This window comes from Gottfriedia acidiceleris (genome assembly GCF_023115465.1).
Taxonomy (GTDB): Bacteria; Bacillota; Bacilli; order Bacillales; family Bacillaceae_G; genus Gottfriedia; species Gottfriedia acidiceleris_B.
The window spans coordinates 518,252-535,063 of the sequence record NZ_CP096034.1; the positions used below are offsets into that span (position 1 = coordinate 518,252).

The 16,812-nt window shown below is 32.8% G+C and carries 13 protein-coding genes; 10 read left to right on the plus strand and 3 right to left on the minus strand.

Annotation, left to right across the window (positions count from 1 at the left end):
- The first annotated feature begins 109 nt into the window (after nt 1-109).
- The 10 genes from MY490_RS02450 to galU all read left to right on the plus strand — a co-directional run bounded on the left by MY490_RS02450 (nt 110) and on the right by galU (nt 10,841).
- The gene (locus tag MY490_RS02450) at nt 110-1,030 is read left to right on the plus strand and encodes a polyisoprenyl-teichoic acid--peptidoglycan teichoic acid transferase TagU (RefSeq protein WP_248269305.1); all 921 of its coding nucleotides are present in this window, start codon (nt 110-112) and stop codon (nt 1,028-1,030) included.
- Between the two features lie 214 nt (nt 1,031-1,244).
- Nucleotides 1,245-2,123, plus strand: coding sequence for a glucose-1-phosphate thymidylyltransferase RfbA (rfbA, locus tag MY490_RS02455; protein WP_248269306.1), 879 nt, complete (start codon nt 1,245-1,247; stop codon nt 2,121-2,123).
- Nucleotides 2,124-2,141: 18 nt separating this feature from the next.
- A complete protein-coding gene (rfbC, locus tag MY490_RS02460) occupies nt 2,142-2,702 on the plus strand; it encodes a dTDP-4-dehydrorhamnose 3,5-epimerase (protein ID WP_248267840.1) in 561 nt (186 codons plus the stop codon).
- A gap of 5 nt (nt 2,703-2,707) precedes the next feature.
- Complete coding sequence (gene rfbD, locus MY490_RS02465; protein ID WP_248267841.1) at nt 2,708-3,568, plus strand: dTDP-4-dehydrorhamnose reductase; 861 nt, start codon at nt 2,708-2,710, stop codon at nt 3,566-3,568.
- 3 nt (nt 3,569-3,571) lie between these two features.
- The gene (gene rfbB / locus MY490_RS02470; RefSeq protein WP_248267842.1) at nt 3,572-4,582 is read left to right on the plus strand and encodes a dTDP-glucose 4,6-dehydratase; all 1,011 of its coding nucleotides are present in this window, start codon (nt 3,572-3,574) and stop codon (nt 4,580-4,582) included.
- A gap of 230 nt (nt 4,583-4,812) precedes the next feature.
- Nucleotides 4,813-5,229, plus strand: coding sequence for a hypothetical protein (locus MY490_RS02475; RefSeq protein ID WP_248267843.1), 417 nt, complete (start codon nt 4,813-4,815; stop codon nt 5,227-5,229).
- Between the two features lie 10 nt (nt 5,230-5,239).
- Nucleotides 5,240-7,354, plus strand: coding sequence for a CgeB family protein (locus MY490_RS02480; protein WP_248267844.1), 2,115 nt, complete (start codon nt 5,240-5,242; stop codon nt 7,352-7,354).
- A gap of 12 nt (nt 7,355-7,366) precedes the next feature.
- Complete coding sequence (locus MY490_RS02485) at nt 7,367-8,350, plus strand: glycosyltransferase (protein WP_248267845.1); 984 nt, start codon at nt 7,367-7,369, stop codon at nt 8,348-8,350.
- 307 nt (nt 8,351-8,657) lie between these two features.
- On the plus strand, nt 8,658-9,761 hold the full coding sequence (gene wecB / locus MY490_RS02490; RefSeq protein ID WP_432707059.1) for a non-hydrolyzing UDP-N-acetylglucosamine 2-epimerase: 1,104 nt from the start codon (nt 8,658-8,660) through the stop codon (nt 9,759-9,761).
- 201 nt (nt 9,762-9,962) lie between these two features.
- Nucleotides 9,963-10,841 carry a UTP--glucose-1-phosphate uridylyltransferase GalU gene (galU, locus tag MY490_RS02495; RefSeq protein ID WP_248267847.1) on the plus strand — a complete coding sequence of 293 codons (879 nt, stop codon included), beginning with the start codon at nt 9,963-9,965 and terminating at the stop codon, nt 10,839-10,841.
- Between the two features lie 85 nt (nt 10,842-10,926).
- Here galU and MY490_RS02500 read toward each other — a convergent pair whose 3' ends face one another.
- The 3 genes from MY490_RS02500 to MY490_RS02510 all read right to left on the minus strand — a co-directional run bounded on the left by MY490_RS02500 (nt 10,927) and on the right by MY490_RS02510 (nt 16,800).
- The gene (locus tag MY490_RS02500; RefSeq protein ID WP_248267848.1) at nt 10,927-11,871 is read right to left on the minus strand and encodes a GDP-mannose 4,6-dehydratase; all 945 of its coding nucleotides are present in this window, start codon (nt 11,869-11,871) and stop codon (nt 10,927-10,929) included.
- Between the two features lie 129 nt (nt 11,872-12,000).
- Complete coding sequence (locus tag MY490_RS02505) at nt 12,001-14,313, minus strand: bifunctional glycosyltransferase/CDP-glycerol:glycerophosphate glycerophosphotransferase (protein WP_248267849.1); 2,313 nt, start codon at nt 14,311-14,313, stop codon at nt 12,001-12,003.
- Between the two features lie 174 nt (nt 14,314-14,487).
- Entirely contained in the window at nt 14,488-16,800 is a 2,313-nt protein-coding gene (locus MY490_RS02510) for a bifunctional glycosyltransferase/CDP-glycerol:glycerophosphate glycerophosphotransferase (RefSeq protein WP_248267850.1), read from the minus strand.
- Between the last annotated feature and the right edge of the window lie 12 nt (nt 16,801-16,812).

Genomic DNA, 16,812 nt, shown 5'->3' on the forward strand with positions numbered 1-16,812 from the left:
TTCCAAATTTATTCTTATTTGGTAAATAAATATACATCTTTAAACTAAGATAAACTAATTTTCAAGGAGAAAATAAGTGTCCAGAAAAGATAAACATACATATAAAAAAATGTACACAACAAAAAAAGTACTAATAATCGTACTTAGTGTACTAGTTGTAATCGGTCTAGGAATAGGCGGTTATGCATATTCAATTTACCACAATGTAAATAAAACAACAGACGCAATTTATAAAGACATAAAGAAAACAGATAAACGAAAAGAAGAAGTAAATGTTGAAAAGAAAGAACCTTTCTCTATTTTACTATTAGGGGTTGATCATCGCCCAGGTGATAAGGGTCGTTCGGATTCGATGATTGTGTTGACGGTTAATCCGAATACAAATACAACAAAAATGGTTAGTATTCCACGTGATACAAGAACTGAAATTGTTGGAAAAGGTAAAGAGGATAAAATTAACCATGCGTATGCATTTGGTGGAATTCAGATGTCTGTTGATACAGTTGAAAACTTCTTGAACATTCCTATTGATTATTATCTTGAAGTTAATATGGAAGGCTTTAAGGATATCGTTGAAGCAGTAGGTGGAGTTGATGTGAATAATGACTTAGACTTTACTTATGGTGGCGTTCACTTTACGAAGGGACCAATTCATTTAAATGGTGATGATGCCTTAAAGTTTTCTCGTATGCGTAAGTTGGATCCACGTGGAGACTTTGGTCGAGAGCTTCGACAAAGAGAAATTCTTGAAGCGGTTATTAAAAAGGGAGCTTCAATTTCTTCTTTAACAAACTATCAATCGATTTTACAAGCGATTCAAAAGAATGTTGTAACAAATATCACTTTAAATGATATGGTTTCAATTCAAAAGGATTACCGTGCAGCTGCGCAAAATATTAGTAAGACCCAAGTTAAAGGTGAAGGCAAGATGATTGATAAAATTTATTATTTTATTGTTCCGAAAGAAGAAAAAGATAATATATCTAATGATCTTCGTCAGCACTTGGAACTACCTTCAGAAACAAAATAACATCTAAATCTCAAGAACCATCGTTAAAAAATTAACTTTTTAACGGTGGTTCTTTTTTTATGTCTTTTTTTCCTCTATCTCTCTACTTTCCCTCCACCTAGATTTCAACTGAACTCATCATTTCATTCCAATCCTCTAAGAATTTAACCTACACAACCCCTAAAGCATCATCATAATAATATATATATTCCTAAATGTTTAGGAGGTCTTTACGATAAAAGGGATTATACTTGCAGGTGGCAGCGGTACTCGTCTTTATCCATTAACGATGGTGACTAGTAAACAACTATTACCTGTATACGATAAACCAATGATTTATTATCCGTTATCTACTTTAATGCTGGCTGGTATTAGAGAGATTTTAATTATATCGACTCTAGAGGATTTGCCTCGTTTTGAGGCTTTATTAGGTGATGGTTCTCAATTTGGAGTTTCGTTGAAATATAAAGTACAGCCTAGTCCAGATGGGTTGGCACAGGCTTTTATTATTGGTGAAGAGTTTATAGGAAATGATTCCGTTGCGATGATACTAGGTGACAATATTTTTTATGGCAGTGGGCTGCGTGGTATTTTGAAAAAAGTGTCGATGAAGGAAAAAGGGGCAACAGTGTTCGGATATCATGTCCAGGATCCTGAGCGATTCGGTGTTGTTGAGTTTGATGAGTATGGAAAAGTTTTGAGCATTGAGGAAAAGCCAAAAGCTCCAAAATCTAATTATGCAGTGACGGGATTGTATTTTTATGATAATCGCGTCATTGAGATTGCTAAAAACGTAAAACCATCCAATCGTGGAGAAGTGGAGATTACTTCTATAAATGAAGCTTATTTAAAATTGGGTGAGTTAGATGTTGAGTTACTAGGTCGCGGCTATACGTGGTTAGATACAGGAACACATGAAAGTTTAGTATCGGCAACAAATTTTGTCAAAACAATTGAAGAGCATCAGGGAATAAAAATCTCTGCTCCAGAAGAAGTTGCATATATAAATGGTTGGATCGATAAAGAACAGTTATTACGTTTAAGCGAATCGCTTAGTAAAACAAGTTATGGTAACTATTTACGAAAAGTTGCAAATGGAGAGATTAAATATTAGCTTGAGGGGTCATTATCAATGAAAATTACAGAAACTTTTATAAAAGGAATTGTAGTGATTGAACCAACTGTTTTTGGTGATCACCGTGGTTGGTTTATGGAAACATATAATGATTCTAAAATGAAGGATTTTGGAATGGATTTAAATTTTGTACAAGATAATCAATCATTTTCTGCATTGAAAGGAACATTACGTGGGTTACATTATCAATTGTCTCCAAAAGCACAAACAAAGTTAGTTCGTTGTATAAGGGGTTCCATTTTTGATGTGGCTGTCGATATTAGAAAAGGGAGTCCGACATACGGGAAGTGGTTTGGAGTTGAGCTAAGTGCCGAAAATAAAAAACAATTATTCATACCAAAAGGGTTTGCTCACGGTTTTATGACTTTAACAGATGATGTGGAAGTTCAATATAAGGTTGATGAGTTCTATTCACCTGAATGTGATCGAGGCATTGTTTGGAACGACCCATTTATTCAGGTGCAATGGCCAATCAATATTTCACCAATAATATCTGCAAAAGACAAAATCGCACCATTATTAAAGGATGCTGAAAATAATTTTATCTATAAGGAGTAAGATAAATGAAGGTTTTAGTAACTGGTTACGGTGGGCAGTTAGGCTATGATGTCGTTCGAGCATGTGAACAACATGGTTTAGTTGTAAAAGCAATCGGACGAAAAGAACTGGATATTACTAAAAGGGAATCTGTTTCTTCTATTATAGATTCATATAAACCAGATGTAATTGTTCACTGTGCTGCCTATACGGCGGTGGATCATGCTGAAGATGATAAAGAGAATTGCTGGAACGTGAATGTAGAAGGAACGAGATATTTAGTTGTAGCTGCGAAAAAGCATCATTCAAAGTTCATTTATATTAGTACGGACTATGTATTTAATGGGAAAGGTGAAAGTCCTTTTGATGAAGATGACCAACCGGACCCAATCGGTTATTATGGATTAACAAAGTATGAAGGTGAAAAAGTTGTTCAATCATTCATCGAAAACTATTTTATCATTCGTATATCGTGGGTATTTGGGAATAATGGGAATAATTTCATTAAAACAATGTTAAGATTATCAGAAACTAGAGATGAATTAAATATAGTCGGAGATCAAATTGGTTCACCAACCTATACAGTTGATTTAGCTAGATTAATAGTAGATTTAATTAAATCCGATAAATATGGAATCTATCATGCAACAAATGAGGGCTATACTAGTTGGGCTGAATTTGCAAAAGAAATATTCAAACAAACTGATAGTAAAACTTTAGTAAAACCCATTGCTTCCGAAGACTATCCTACTCGAGCAGCTAGACCGAAAAATTCGAGATTATCAAAACAAAAACTAGTAGAAAATGGCTTTCAACCCTTACCTTCATGGCAAGATGCATTAACTAGATATATAGTTCAATTAAATAAAAGAGACGAGGTTCAGTAAAACATGAAAGTAGCTGTTACAGGCGGTGCCGGATTTATCGGTGGAAACTTTGTTCAATACATGATCAATAAATACCCTGCCTATTCAATATACAATCTGGATGCTTTAACTTATGCAGGTGACTTAACAAAGCATAAAAACATCGAACAAAATGAAAACTATCATTTTATCAAAATTGATATTTCAAACCATGAAGAAATCATGACATTATTTAGAAAAGAAAAGTTCGATTATGTCATCCACTTCGCAGCAGAAAGTCATGTTGATCGCTCAATTACAGACCCGGGTATATTCGTGACAACAAATGTAGTAGGAACTCAAGTTTTACTAGATGCTGCAAAGGAGATAAACGTTAAGAAATTTGTACATGTATCTACAGATGAAGTGTATGGTGATCTAAATTTTGACCCTACAACCTTTTTTACCGAAGATACACCTCTACAACCGAATAGCCCGTACTCTGCAAGTAAAGCATCATCTGATTTATTAGTTCGTGCCTATCACGAAACGTATGGATTTCCGATGAATATCACCCGTTGTTCAAATAATTACGGGCCATATCACTTCCCTGAAAAATTAATTCCATTAACGATTTCTCGAGTTCTAAATGACCAAAAAGTTCCTGTTTATGGTACTGGTGAAAATATTCGCGACTGGTTACATGTTCTTGACCATTGCTCAGCAATTGATTTAGTTTTGCATAAAGGAGAAAATGGGGAAGTTTACAATGTAGGTGGACATAACGAGCGCACAAATTTAGAGGTCGTTAAAACAATTATTTCTACTCTTGGAAAATCTGAAGACTTAATCCAATTTGTACAAGATCGCTTAGGTCATGACAAAAGATATGCGATTGATCCAAGTAAACTAGAAAAACTAGGCTGGAAACCAACCTATAATTTTGATACAGGGATTGTTCAAACCGTTCAATGGTATGTAGATAATAAGGAATGGTGGGAAATGATTGTTTCTGGTGAGTATAAACATTATTTTGAAAAACAGTATGGGAAATAACCAATAAAAGGATCACAGGAATCAAGTCCAATAATATAAAACTTATTTAAAATAACCCCATTGCAAACTATGCAGTGGCGGTTATTTTTTTTTACATATTTTTAACATATTTTAACATGGATACTCATTAAGATTCACAAAAAATCGTTAATCTTTAATTAATATAATTATCCTTTTTTAATAAACACGTCATACTTACGGTGTTTATCTTATTGTTCTGGAGGTTTGAAATGAAGAATAGTGAATTATTGAATAGTAGTCATGTTGATTCAACAACTGTAAATTTTAAACCAAGTTTAATAGAGGTTTCGACTGAGGATTTCGATGCTAATACTCTACGAAAAAATGAAATGTTAATGAAAGAAAATGAATTTCTTTCTAATAAAGTGATGGAATTAGAAAAGAGAATGGAAGAACAATTATTCCGTCAGTTGGATTTAATTGTAGAGCATGAGGAATTTATGATGGGACTCGATGATTATGTTCTTGTAAACGAAGTAAAGCAGTCATTTGGTTCGTATGAATATGAAAAATTGCAAGAAGAATACCAAAAGCTGCAATTAAATTATGAAACGTTTAGGAACTCGAAGTTTGGCAAATTAGCAAGGAAGTATTGGAAGCTCTTGAAGTATTTAAAAAGAAAATGAGGGGTCATTTATGTTAAAAGAATTAATCGAAAAACAAATTACTAGATTACGTAATGATAAATATGACACAAAGATGATGCTGTCTGAATTAATGAATGTGGATGAACCCTTCTATTTTCAAAATCATGAGTTACTTCCATTTTCAGCTGATGATTTTATAGTCTCAAAAGGCATTCAAAAGTTTCAGAAGGAAAAGAAAACACTATTTCATAACAAACTTATAAAGCAGACTGCGGTCATTGATTATAAAGACGAAAAAAAATTAATGGAACTACTTTTTAATGAAGGAAGAAGTCAGTTATTTACTAAATTTGGCGTCACAGGCTTTGTCAGCGGTAAGTGTGAGGTTGTTTGTGAATTACGATTGGTGGATCATGAGAATAACCCAAGTACAGTGAATTTTCATATGGACGAGTTAGTTGATCTATCTCAATTTAAGCAAAATGAGATACAATCGGCTTCTTTTTCGATTTACATGACAGGTGCTGCTACACTCCATTTATTCCATGCTAAATTAATGGGTTCATATAAAAATAGTACGATAGACAATAGTCACTTGAAGAAACAAAAGAAAGAAATTAAGGACTTTCGGGTTGGATTTATTGCAGATGAATTCACGACAAGATGCTTTGATTATGAGTTTCAACTTGTAAAAATTACGCCAGAGAATTGGTTGACTGAATTTAAAAAGCACCGAATTGATTTATTCTTTTGTGAGTCTGCGTGGCTTGGAAACGATGGAGCTTGGAAGGATAAAATCGGTACGAAAAATCACAGAAATCATACAAAACTATTAAAACTAGTTTATTGGTGTAAAGAACATAATATCCCGACTGTCTTTTGGAATAAAGAAGATCCATTTCATTACCAAGCTTTTATTGATACAGCTAAGCATTTTGATTATGTATGCACGACTGATTTTGAATCAGTTCAAAACTATGTAGATGAAGGCTGTGAAAATGTTTATTGCTTACCTTTTGCAGCTCAACCGAAAATTCACAATCCAATTGAATATATTCCACGTAAAGAGAAAGTAGTTTTCGCTGGAGCTTATTATGGTAAAAAGTTTCCTGAGCGTACGAGTGCAATGGAGAAACTAGTCAATTCTTCAAAGGAATACGGACTGGATATATATGACCGAAACTATCATAATCCAATAAGTCCTAATCAATTTCCAGATGAGTATAAACCATATATTGTTGGAAACCTAAAACAAAATGAAATCGATCTAGCATATAAAGGATATAAAGTAGCGCTAAATGTAAATAGTATTACAAAATCTCCGACAATGTTTGCCCGGAGAGTATTTGAGTTGTTAGCAAGTAATACCCCGATAATTAGTTCCCATTCAGAGGGGATTCATAGAATGTTTGGAGACATTGTAACAGCTACTGATGATGAAAAACTGATGAAGCAACGACTTTCAAACTACTATGCAGATGAGACCTTCTATAAGAAAAATCGTTTACTCACATTGCGAAAAGTATTAGAAGAACACACTTATACGAATCGAGTGGAAGATTTATTCAATATTATTAATCTACCTTACGAAAAATATGAAGCGAGTGCCACATTAGTAGGGATTGTACGAAGTAAAGCTGATTACAAAAAATTAATCGCGATATACAATAAACAAGGAATTAAACATAAAAAGCTAGTAATCTTACTCGATTTGTTTGATGGTTATTTAGACATATTTAATCAAAACAATCATGGTGAAGTAAAAACCTACCTAATTGATTACTGCCATCATTACTTTAGCTTGAATGATCTTGTGGATTCAAATTATATTGCTCCAATTAATCTAGATCATTACTATGGAGAAAATTATTTAAGAGATTTAATGTTAGCTACTAAGTATACGAATGATACGATTATTGCTAAAGGCAATGGAAATAGCTATAACTACGTAAATGATTGTCATATTGACGAAGCATTAATTTGCAAAAAGGCGACTAGATTTCTTCATCCAAATGAATTTATAAAGCTATTAGATCATAAATCTTCAATTGGACATTTTTCAAAAGCGGGTGTTCAATTTTTTGAAATTGATGAGTTTAATTTTTATCGAGATGCCTATGAACAAGCCATTAGCCGAGACAAAATTGAGAGTATTTTAGTATAAGGAGCTGTTTTTATGAAACTGGCGATTATAGGGCATGATTTAAAATTTATTAACGAAGCGATAAAGAGGTTTGAAGCTAGGAGTGACATAGAAATAAAAATAGATTTATGGGAAGGCCATACAATTCATCAAGTTGGTAAAAGCTTAGAAATCGTTAATTGGGCGGATGTTCTTTTTTGCGAGTGGGGACTTGGAAATGTCATTTGGTATCAGGAGCATAAAAAGGATCATCAAGTGTTAATTGTTAGAATGCATCGTTTTGAAATGAATACTCCTTTTCCAGAACGATTTGATTTTACGAAGATTGATAAGATTATTGCAATTTCTTCTTATATATATGAGGAGTTCCATCGTGTTGCAAAAATTCCTAGAGAAAAGATGATTGTCATTCAAAATGGTGTTGATGTTGGTCGATTCCATTTGCCTAAGCAATATGATGCAGATTTTCGAATTGGATTACTTGGTTATGTACCGAAGTTAAAACGATTGGATCGGGCGCTTGAGATATTTGAAAAGTTATACGAAAAAGATAACCGATATACTCTTTCGATAAAAGGAAAGCATCCGAAAGAGTTTCCGTGGGTTTGGAATAATCAACAAGAGCAGGATTATTATACAAGTTTATTTCGAAAAATTGAGAAATCCCACTATCGTAATCAAGTTCAGTTTGAAGAGTGGGGAGATTCAGCGGAATGGCTCGAGTCGATTGGTTATGTCTTATCAGTTAGCGATTATGAAAGTTTTCACTTAGCACCCGTTGAAGGGATGGCTTCTTGCGCTGTGCCAATTGTATTAAATCGTGAAGGGGCTCGTACGATATTCCCTGATGAGTATATTTTCGAATCACTGGATCAAGCAGCGCAGTACATTGCGGATAGTAGAAAAGGATCTAGGAAAGAACTAGTTGAATTTGTGAAGGAAAATTACTGTATGGATAAAATGTGTTCAGAGATTTTGAGTCTCATTGATGAGTTACAAGTAAAATTAGTTCATTAAGTTTTCAGAGCACAGTGAATTCTTGAGTAGAAGGAACTGTGCTTTTTTCTTCTATTATTAGTTACTTCGAGTATGAATGATTTCAAAATGTGGGAAACTAAGTGTATAGAATCGAATAATAACTATAAAGAACTTATTAGGGATTTAGAAGATTAATTTTTACAATTAGTCATGTAAATAGAGGAATAAATGGTATTTTCAATGGGAAAAAATGTCTTTATTTCCTCAGTTAAGATACAATAGATAGATACATATTTCAATAAGCCGATTTGTTTTGAAAGGGGAAAGAATTTTGACTGTTAAAGTAATGACAATTTTTGGAACAAGACCAGAAGCGATTAAGATGGCGCCACTAGTGCTTGAGCTTGCTAAACATCCTGATCAAATAGAATCCATTGTGACGGTTACAGCTCAGCATCGCCAAATGTTGGATCAAGTTCTTGAAATTTTTGAAATCACACCTAATTATGATTTAAATATAATGAAGGATCGCCAAACTTTAATCGATGTAACAACACGAGGTTTGGAAGGTTTAAATAAGATTATGCAAGAAGTAAAACCGGACATTGTATTAGTTCATGGTGATACGACAACTACTTTTATTGCTAGTCTTGCAGCTTTTTATAATCAAATTGCTATTGGTCATGTTGAAGCTGGTTTACGTACTTGGGACAAGTATTCACCATATCCAGAAGAAATGAACCGTCAATTAACTGGTGTTATGGCAGATTTGCATTTTTCTCCTACGACAAAATCAGCACAAAATTTGTTAGCTGAAAATAAAAAGGAAGAAACGATTTTTATTACTGGTAATACTGCGATCGATGCACTTAAAACAACTGTAAAAGAAGAGTATTCGCATCCTGTTCTTGACCAGATTGGGAATGACAGATTAGTCTTAATGACTGCACATCGTCGTGAAAATTTAGGGGAACCAATGAGAAATATGTTTAAAGCGATTAAGCGCTTAGTCGAAAAACATAGCGATATTCAAGTTGTATATCCTGTACACATGAATCCTGTTGTTCGCGAAATTGCAAATGAAGTTTTAGGAAATGATACTCGAATTCATTTAATCGAGCCACTAGATGTGATTGATTTCCATAACTTTGCTGCGAGATCACATTTAATTCTAACTGATTCTGGTGGTGTACAAGAAGAGGCACCATCATTAGGCGTACCAGTACTTGTTTTACGTGATACGACAGAACGCCCTGAAGGAATTGATGCGGGTACATTAAAGCTTGCTGGAACTGACGAAGAAGTCATTTTCTCGTTAGCTGACGAACTGTTATCGGATGAAGAGGCACATGCAAAAATGTCTAAAGCATCTAATCCATATGGAGACGGCGAAGCTTCTAGAAGAATTGTTGAAGTCATTATTCAACATTTTAATCATAAAACAAAGTAATCATGTGCAAGGAAAGGCTATCTTTGAAAACTATTCAAGGATAGTCTTTTTCGATTAAAAGAACTTGAATTTTTATCTCATCAAGAACGATAGGCATGTATTCGTTTTTAAAGTAAACTAGATTTATAGTCTTTCAATTCTATATAATGGTTTAGCCATTCAATAAAGGGGTCTAATGATTAAACTTTAGGAGTGATGAATATGAAGAAAGTCAGAAAAGCGATTATTCCAGCTGCGGGCCTTGGTACGCGATTTTTACCTGCAACAAAAGCCATGCCGAAAGAAATGCTACCGATCGTAGATAAGCCAACCATTCAATACATCGTTGAAGAAGCGATTGAATCGGGTATAGAAGATATTATTATTGTAACCGGTAAAGGTAAGCGTGCGATTGAAGACCATTTTGATCGAGCATTTGAGTTAGAAAAAACTTTATATGAGAAAGAAAAGTACTCTCTTTTAGAAGAAGTAAAAATTCCTTCAAATATTGAGATTCATTATATACGTCAAAAGGAACCAAGAGGATTAGGTCACGCAGTTTGGTGTGCACGCAATTTTATTGGAGATGAACCATTTGCGGTTTTACTTGGTGATGATATCGTTGATGGAGAAGTTCCGGCTTTAAAGCAATTAATTGATCAATACCATATAACTTACTCATCAGTTATTGGTGTTCAACCTGTAGCTAGTGAAGAGACTCATCGATACGGTATTGTTGACCCATTATTACAAAATGGTAGAAGATACGAAGTAAAGAATTTTGTTGAAAAGCCAGCTCCTGGAACAATTGATTCGAACTTAGCCATTTTGGGTAGATATGTACTGACACCAGAAATATTTATGTTTTTAGAAGAACAAAATATTGGTACTGGCGGAGAAATTCAATTAACTGATGCAATTCAAAAATTAAATCGAATTCAACGTGTATTCGCTTATGATTTTGAAGGAACAAGATATGATGTAGGTGAAAAACTAGGATTTATAAAAACAAACATTGAATTTGCATTAAAAAAAGAAGAAATAAGAGAAGACTTGATTCAATATTTAAAAAAGATTCTTTCAGTAGAAGTTCAGCTTTAATCAGTACAAATAAAAACGACTAAACCTTTTGTTAGTAAAACAAAGTTTAGTCGTTTTTGTTTTCGAAATGGTTTAATTTAGTTAATCATTCAACGTCCTTGTTAGCTTGTTGAATGTAATAGTTCAATGTTTTTTCAAGACCTTCATACAAAGTGTAGGCTGGTTGCCAATTTAATAATGAGTGTATTTTTTCGTTTGTTAAATAGCTATCACGAATATCGCCACTTCGTTCATCTTGGTATTGAACTTCAATTTTTCGGTTAAGAATTTGTTCTGTAACCTCTAATAATGTATTTAAAGATGTTTTTACGTTTGTACCAACATTACATACATCATTTGCTGGTTTTTCACCTGCATTGAAGTTTGCTGAAGCAACATCTTCTACGTAGATATAATCTCTAGTTTGCTCGCCGTCTCCGAAAACCGTAAAGGTAGAATTTGATATGATTTTATCCATCAGAATACTAATAACTCCACCTTCACCTTTTGGATCTTGGCCAATACCATATACATTGGCATATCTAAGAATAGTAAAAGGGATTTCATATAATTGATGGTATACATTTATGTAATATTCAGGTGTTAATTTTGAAATGCCATAAAAAGAAATAGGGTGTTTTTGATGATTCTCATCCACTCCTAAATAGACCGGATTACCATAAACAGCTGCTGAAGAAGCATAGACAAGTGTTACTTCTTTTTCTTCTTTTAGTTTGCGTACAGCCTCTAATAAATTGATTGTACCTAAAATATTAATTTTTGCGTCTTCTAAAGGATTTTGGATTGAAAATTGAATATCGATTTGTGCTGCGTGATGATTGATGATATCTGGTTTTTCTTTAAGTACGATATCAATAAATTTAGAATTACAAATTCTCTCTTCGTAAAAAGTAACATTTGGTGGAAGAGTAGTTATGTTTCCACTTGAAAGATCATCTACAACTACAACTTGGTAACCTTTGTCTATATACATTTTTACAAGATTTGAACCAATAAAACCAGCACCGCCTGTAATTAAGATCTTTTTCATAAAACTTCTCCTTAAATAATGGACTAGCAATCATAGACTTCTTTATATTTTAACTAAAATTATGATATTAATTTTACCATAGTAATACAAACTAGACCATGTAAAATAACTAGTACGGTAGGGCTATCATTATTTAATTAAAGTTTGAATTAATCTTTTAGCTGATTGACCGTCTTGATATTTGTTAAATCGATGATTAAATTCAGCTACTTTTTGAAGATCATAGTTACCTTCTTTTATAATGTTAATGATTTCATCCGTTGTTCTGACAATCGGTCCTGGAACAAATTCATCATAATCATAGAAAAAGCTTCTTTCATCTAAGTATTCTTCAAGGTCATATGCATAAAAGATCATTGGTCGCTCCAAAATTGCATACTCAAATACAAGTGATGAGTAATCACTGATTAGTATATCTGTAAGATAAAGTACTTCATTCATATCATGATTCCCTAAATCAATGACAAAGTCTTTTGCTTCTTGTGGAATGACAATCGCTTTTTTTACGGCTGGATGTAGTTTAAGGACTAGTACATACTCATCTTGAAGGTTATTGGCCATTTGGATTAGATTTAATTGTAAATTAAAATTCTTTCGCTCTTTAGGACTACCTCTAAATGTAGGAGCATAAGTAATAATTTTTTTGCCTTTCAACATTGGATACTTATTAAAATAGTTATTTTTTACTGACTCTAACATCTCGTCATTATAAAAAAAGTCGGTTCTTGGTAATCCTAAGGCTAAAACCTTCGATTCAGGAACGTTAAATGCCTCTGCATAAAAAGGAATAATCTCATCGCAAGAAACGATCACATTGGAATAGGAAGTATGTGCTTTTATTTCAAAATCCTTACTATTACTATCTTTATAGCCTACTGCGCTAAGTCCAAATTTTTTGAAGGCTCCACACGCATGCCATACTTGAATGATTTTCGTATCTTTTCGTAAATTTACATTATAAAGAGGTCTGTGATAATCATTCAGTATGACATATTTAGCACGTCCAAAATCATAATACATTTTACATAACTCAGAGAAATTACGCTTTCTAATAAAATGACCAATAATTTTGTACTCTGGTTTTGTTTTAATCAGTTCTTCGTATATAAAATAATAAGAGTCTTGAAGTCCAGTTGATTTATTTGAAGCAAATATAATCTCATCTTTCATTGGTAGCATTTTTGCAAAATTTAGGACAACCCGTCTAGCGAAGGCACTTTTTAGCCGACTTGAGAATTTGTTTTTCCTTTTTTTATTTGCTTTCATTCTAACCAGGCTATTAATCGGAGATAAACTATTTTTTCTGACGGCCTCCAAACAAGAATTAACCTCTTGTTTAAATTTAGAAGTTATTAATTGATGAGCCATTTCTGGATTTAATCTTTCTTCCCAAACCTTTAGTAAGTCTAAATGAATTCGTTTTGCTTCTGGACTCATAAAATGATATCGATTAACGAATTCGTAGGATAGAATCCGAGGGATAGCTGGGATTTTGTTATAAAGATGAATATCAATTTTATTTACAAATTCCAAAAAAAGTTTTAAACTCTCAACTTGGGTCTCAGTGTCCATACTTCGAATCGCGCTGTTAACTGCTGGCCATATATCTGCCATTACGATTCTTTGGTAGTAATGCGCTTTTAATTGATTGCGTTCAAATTTGTTTACAACATATTGATCCCAAAGAGGATCGGAAATTGAAAGACTCTTTAAAATATCATTTATGACCTTAACAGAATTAACTCTGACAATTTGAGATAAAGAAATATTATCTTCATCTTCTCTAGAACGATAGTAATAAATAACTTTATCAACGGTGAAAATTCGATTGGCCTTTAAGTATGCTTCTATTATAAAAGGATGGTCCTCGGTTACTTTAATGTTTTTAGGAAAATTGATATTTTTGACGTGGGTAGCTTTAAAAAGTTTATTACAAGGTCCAAGAGAATAGAGTAGTCCAGGGGTTGAGATTAATGACTTTTCTCCAGGTATATTTACTCCATTACTAACATGACTGCCAATAAACCATTTTTGAGTACTATTAAAGCTTAAAGATTGCCCTGTAACAACATCTGCATTTTCATCAATTGCTGCTTGGTACATTGCTTCGATTGCATCGTGAGGTAATAAATCATCAGAATCGACAAAGCCGATATACTCACCTCTAGCAATCTTCTTTCCATTATTTCTAGCAGTACCAGGTCCGCTATTATCTTGAATTCCTAATACAATATTAGGATAATCTTTTGCATATTGTTTTATTAATTCAACACTTTGATCACTTGAACCATCGTCTACAAATATAATTTCGATATTTTTAAGTGATTGATTAACTAAGGATGAACAGGTTACTTCAATATATTCCTCTACATTGTATACAGGGATGATTAAACTAACTTTAACGTCCTTTAAATCAGGGTTGATTATTAATTCAAAACTCATCAATTTTTCCTCATTTCAAACGATTAAATAAAAGTTTATTTATTAGTTAAAAGTAATTTTGTCAAAACTATTGGAAATTATTCCTTCTTAAAGGATTTATGCATAGGGTAAATTAAAGAAAAGGCAAGTAATCAATAAATCCACGGATTTAAATGCTTACTTGCCTTTCATAAATTATTTAATTAGCGTTTCTACGAATCTTTCTGAAGCTCGTCCATCAGCTATTTCATTGAAACGTTGGTTGAATTCTTTCACTTTATTTAAGTCAAACTGATCTTTTTGGATTAAATCGATAATCTCATTTGTAGTTGAAGTAATTGGACCTGGTACAAAATCATGATAATCATAGAAGAAACTTCTTTCTTTCATGTAGTTCTCATAATCATATGCAAAGAAAATAACAGGTCTTTCAAGTAATGTATACTCAAATAATAAAGAAGAATAGTCACTGATTAAAATATCTGTCATTAATAATACTTCATTAATATTCTCATTACCTAAATTCAATACAAAATCACGTGCAGATTCAGGGATTTTTACATTATTTGTAACTGCTGGATGCAACTTTAGAACAAGTACATAATCTTCCCCTAATTTTTCTTGCATTGCAGCTAAATCAAGTTCCAAATGGAACGTTTTTCGATCTCTTGGGTTTCCACGGAATGTTGGAGCATAAGTAATAATTTTTTTATCTTTTAACTTTGAAAATCTATTTAGGAATTTTCTACGAACATACTCCTTTGTTTCATCGTCAAAGAAAAGGTCAGTTCTAGGTAATCCTAAAGGTAGAACATTTTTTGGATCAATATCAAATGCCTCAGCGTAATGAGGTACAACTTCATTCGTTGAAACAACAACTTTTGTATAAGGTTTGTGAGCATTTGTTTCAAACTGTTTTGGATTACTATCTGCAAAACCTACTGCACTATGTCCAAACTTTTTAAATGCACCACAAGCATGCCACATTTGAATAACTTCTGTTTCTTTTCTAAAATTCATTTTATAAATTTGGCGGTGATAGTCGTTTAGAATAATATATTTAGCACGGCCAAATTGGTAGTATGTTTTACATAAATCAGTGAACTCACGTTTCTTAAAGAAGTCATCAACTACTTTATATTGTGGACGTTTCGTTCGAATTTGTTCGTAAATAAAAGGATATGAATCATCAAGGCCTTTCGATTTATTTGATGCAAAAACGATTGTATCTTCTGCAGGTAGCAAACTAGCAAACTTAAAAACTACTCGACGTGCAAATGCACTCTTAAAACGGCTCTTAATTTTATTAATACGTTTTCGACGATCTCGTTTGCTGATATGATTCTGAATGGGCTTAATCGAATTTTTTTGTAATGCTTTTAAACACAATTGTGTATCAAATTTTCTATTCGAGTTTTTCAATGTATGCATAGTACCTGGGTTACTAAGTTTTACCCATTCTTTTAACCAGTTTAAATGTAGTTCCTTTGCCTTTTGCGATAATAAACCATAATGAGGAACTAACTCGTATGATGTGATTCTAGTTAGAGCAGGTACTTTATTATATAATTTAAAGTCAATTGTCTTAAGCCAATCATAAATTAATTGAAATGCTTCTTCTTGCATTGAAGCATCTTTCGAACGAACCGCGCTCATAATAGCAGGCCATAAATCAGCTGTAACGATACGATGGTAATAAACACCCATCACATCTAAACGCTCTAGCTCATTCGGTATTAAATTATTCCATAATTGGTTAGAGTAGCTCAAACTTTTTAAGATATCACGTAAAACTTTAACAGAATCAACACGTACTACTTGTGAAAGAGAAAGATTTGATTCTTCTTCGCGATTACGGTAATGATAGATTACTTTATCAACTGTAAAAATTTTATTTGCTTTTAAATAAGCTTCAATAATAAATGGGTGGTCTTCCGTTACTCTAATATCAGTTGGAAACGACATACCTTTAATTAGAGTAGCTTTAAACATTTTGTTACAAGGGCCTAATGAATATAATAGTCCTTTATTTGCAATAAGTGATTTAGTTCCAGGAGTATATACACCATTGTTGACATGGCTAGCAATATACCAAGAACGAGTACTATTAAAGCTTAAAGAAGCTCCTGTAACTACTTCAGCATCTTCAGATTTTGCTGCTAGATACATAGTTTCTAATGCATCTTCAGGTAATAAATCATCTGAATCGACAAAACTAATGTATTCACCTTTAGCCAATGTCAAACCATTATTTCTTGCAACACCAGGACCAGCGTTTTTCTGAATTGCATATAGTATATTTGGATATAAGGCTAAAAGGTCATTAATAATGTTTGGCGTATTATCAGTTGAACCATCATCAACTAATATAATTTCAATTGGACTTAATGTTTGTTTTGCAAGTGATTCAATTGTCTCTTTAATATAATTTTCTACATTATATACAGGTATGATGATACTAACCTTAGGTTGATCTATTTTAGATGGTCTTACTACTTCAAAATTCATTTTAGGTAATTT

Bases quoted from the DNA above. Each gene is read 5' to 3' on its own strand.
- MY490_RS02450 (WP_248269305.1), top strand. From the start codon at position 110: ATGTACACAACAAAAAAAGTACTAATAATCGTACTTAGTGTACTAGTT.
- rfbC (WP_248267840.1), top strand. From the start codon at position 2,142: ATGAAAATTACAGAAACTTTTATAAAAGGAATTGTAGTGATTGAACCA.
- rfbD (WP_248267841.1), top strand. From the start codon at position 2,708: ATGAAGGTTTTAGTAACTGGTTACGGTGGGCAGTTAGGCTATGATGTC.
- rfbB (WP_248267842.1), top strand. From the start codon at position 3,572: ATGAAAGTAGCTGTTACAGGCGGTGCCGGATTTATCGGTGGAAACTTT.
- MY490_RS02475 (WP_248267843.1), top strand. From the start codon at position 4,813: ATGAAGAATAGTGAATTATTGAATAGTAGTCATGTTGATTCAACAACT.
- MY490_RS02480 (WP_248267844.1), top strand. From the start codon at position 5,240: ATGTTAAAAGAATTAATCGAAAAACAAATTACTAGATTACGTAATGAT.
- MY490_RS02485 (WP_248267845.1), top strand. From the start codon at position 7,367: ATGAAACTGGCGATTATAGGGCATGATTTAAAATTTATTAACGAAGCG.
- wecB (WP_432707059.1), top strand. From the start codon at position 8,658: ATGACAATTTTTGGAACAAGACCAGAAGCGATTAAGATGGCGCCACTA.
- galU (WP_248267847.1), top strand. From the start codon at position 9,963: ATGAAGAAAGTCAGAAAAGCGATTATTCCAGCTGCGGGCCTTGGTACG.
- MY490_RS02500 (WP_248267848.1), bottom strand. From the start codon at position 11,871: ATGAAAAAGATCTTAATTACAGGCGGTGCTGGTTTTATTGGTTCAAAT.
- MY490_RS02505 (WP_248267849.1), bottom strand. From the start codon at position 14,313: ATGAGTTTTGAATTAATAATCAACCCTGATTTAAAGGACGTTAAAGTT.
- MY490_RS02510 (WP_248267850.1), bottom strand. From the start codon at position 16,800: ATGAATTTTGAAGTAGTAAGACCATCTAAAATAGATCAACCTAAGGTT.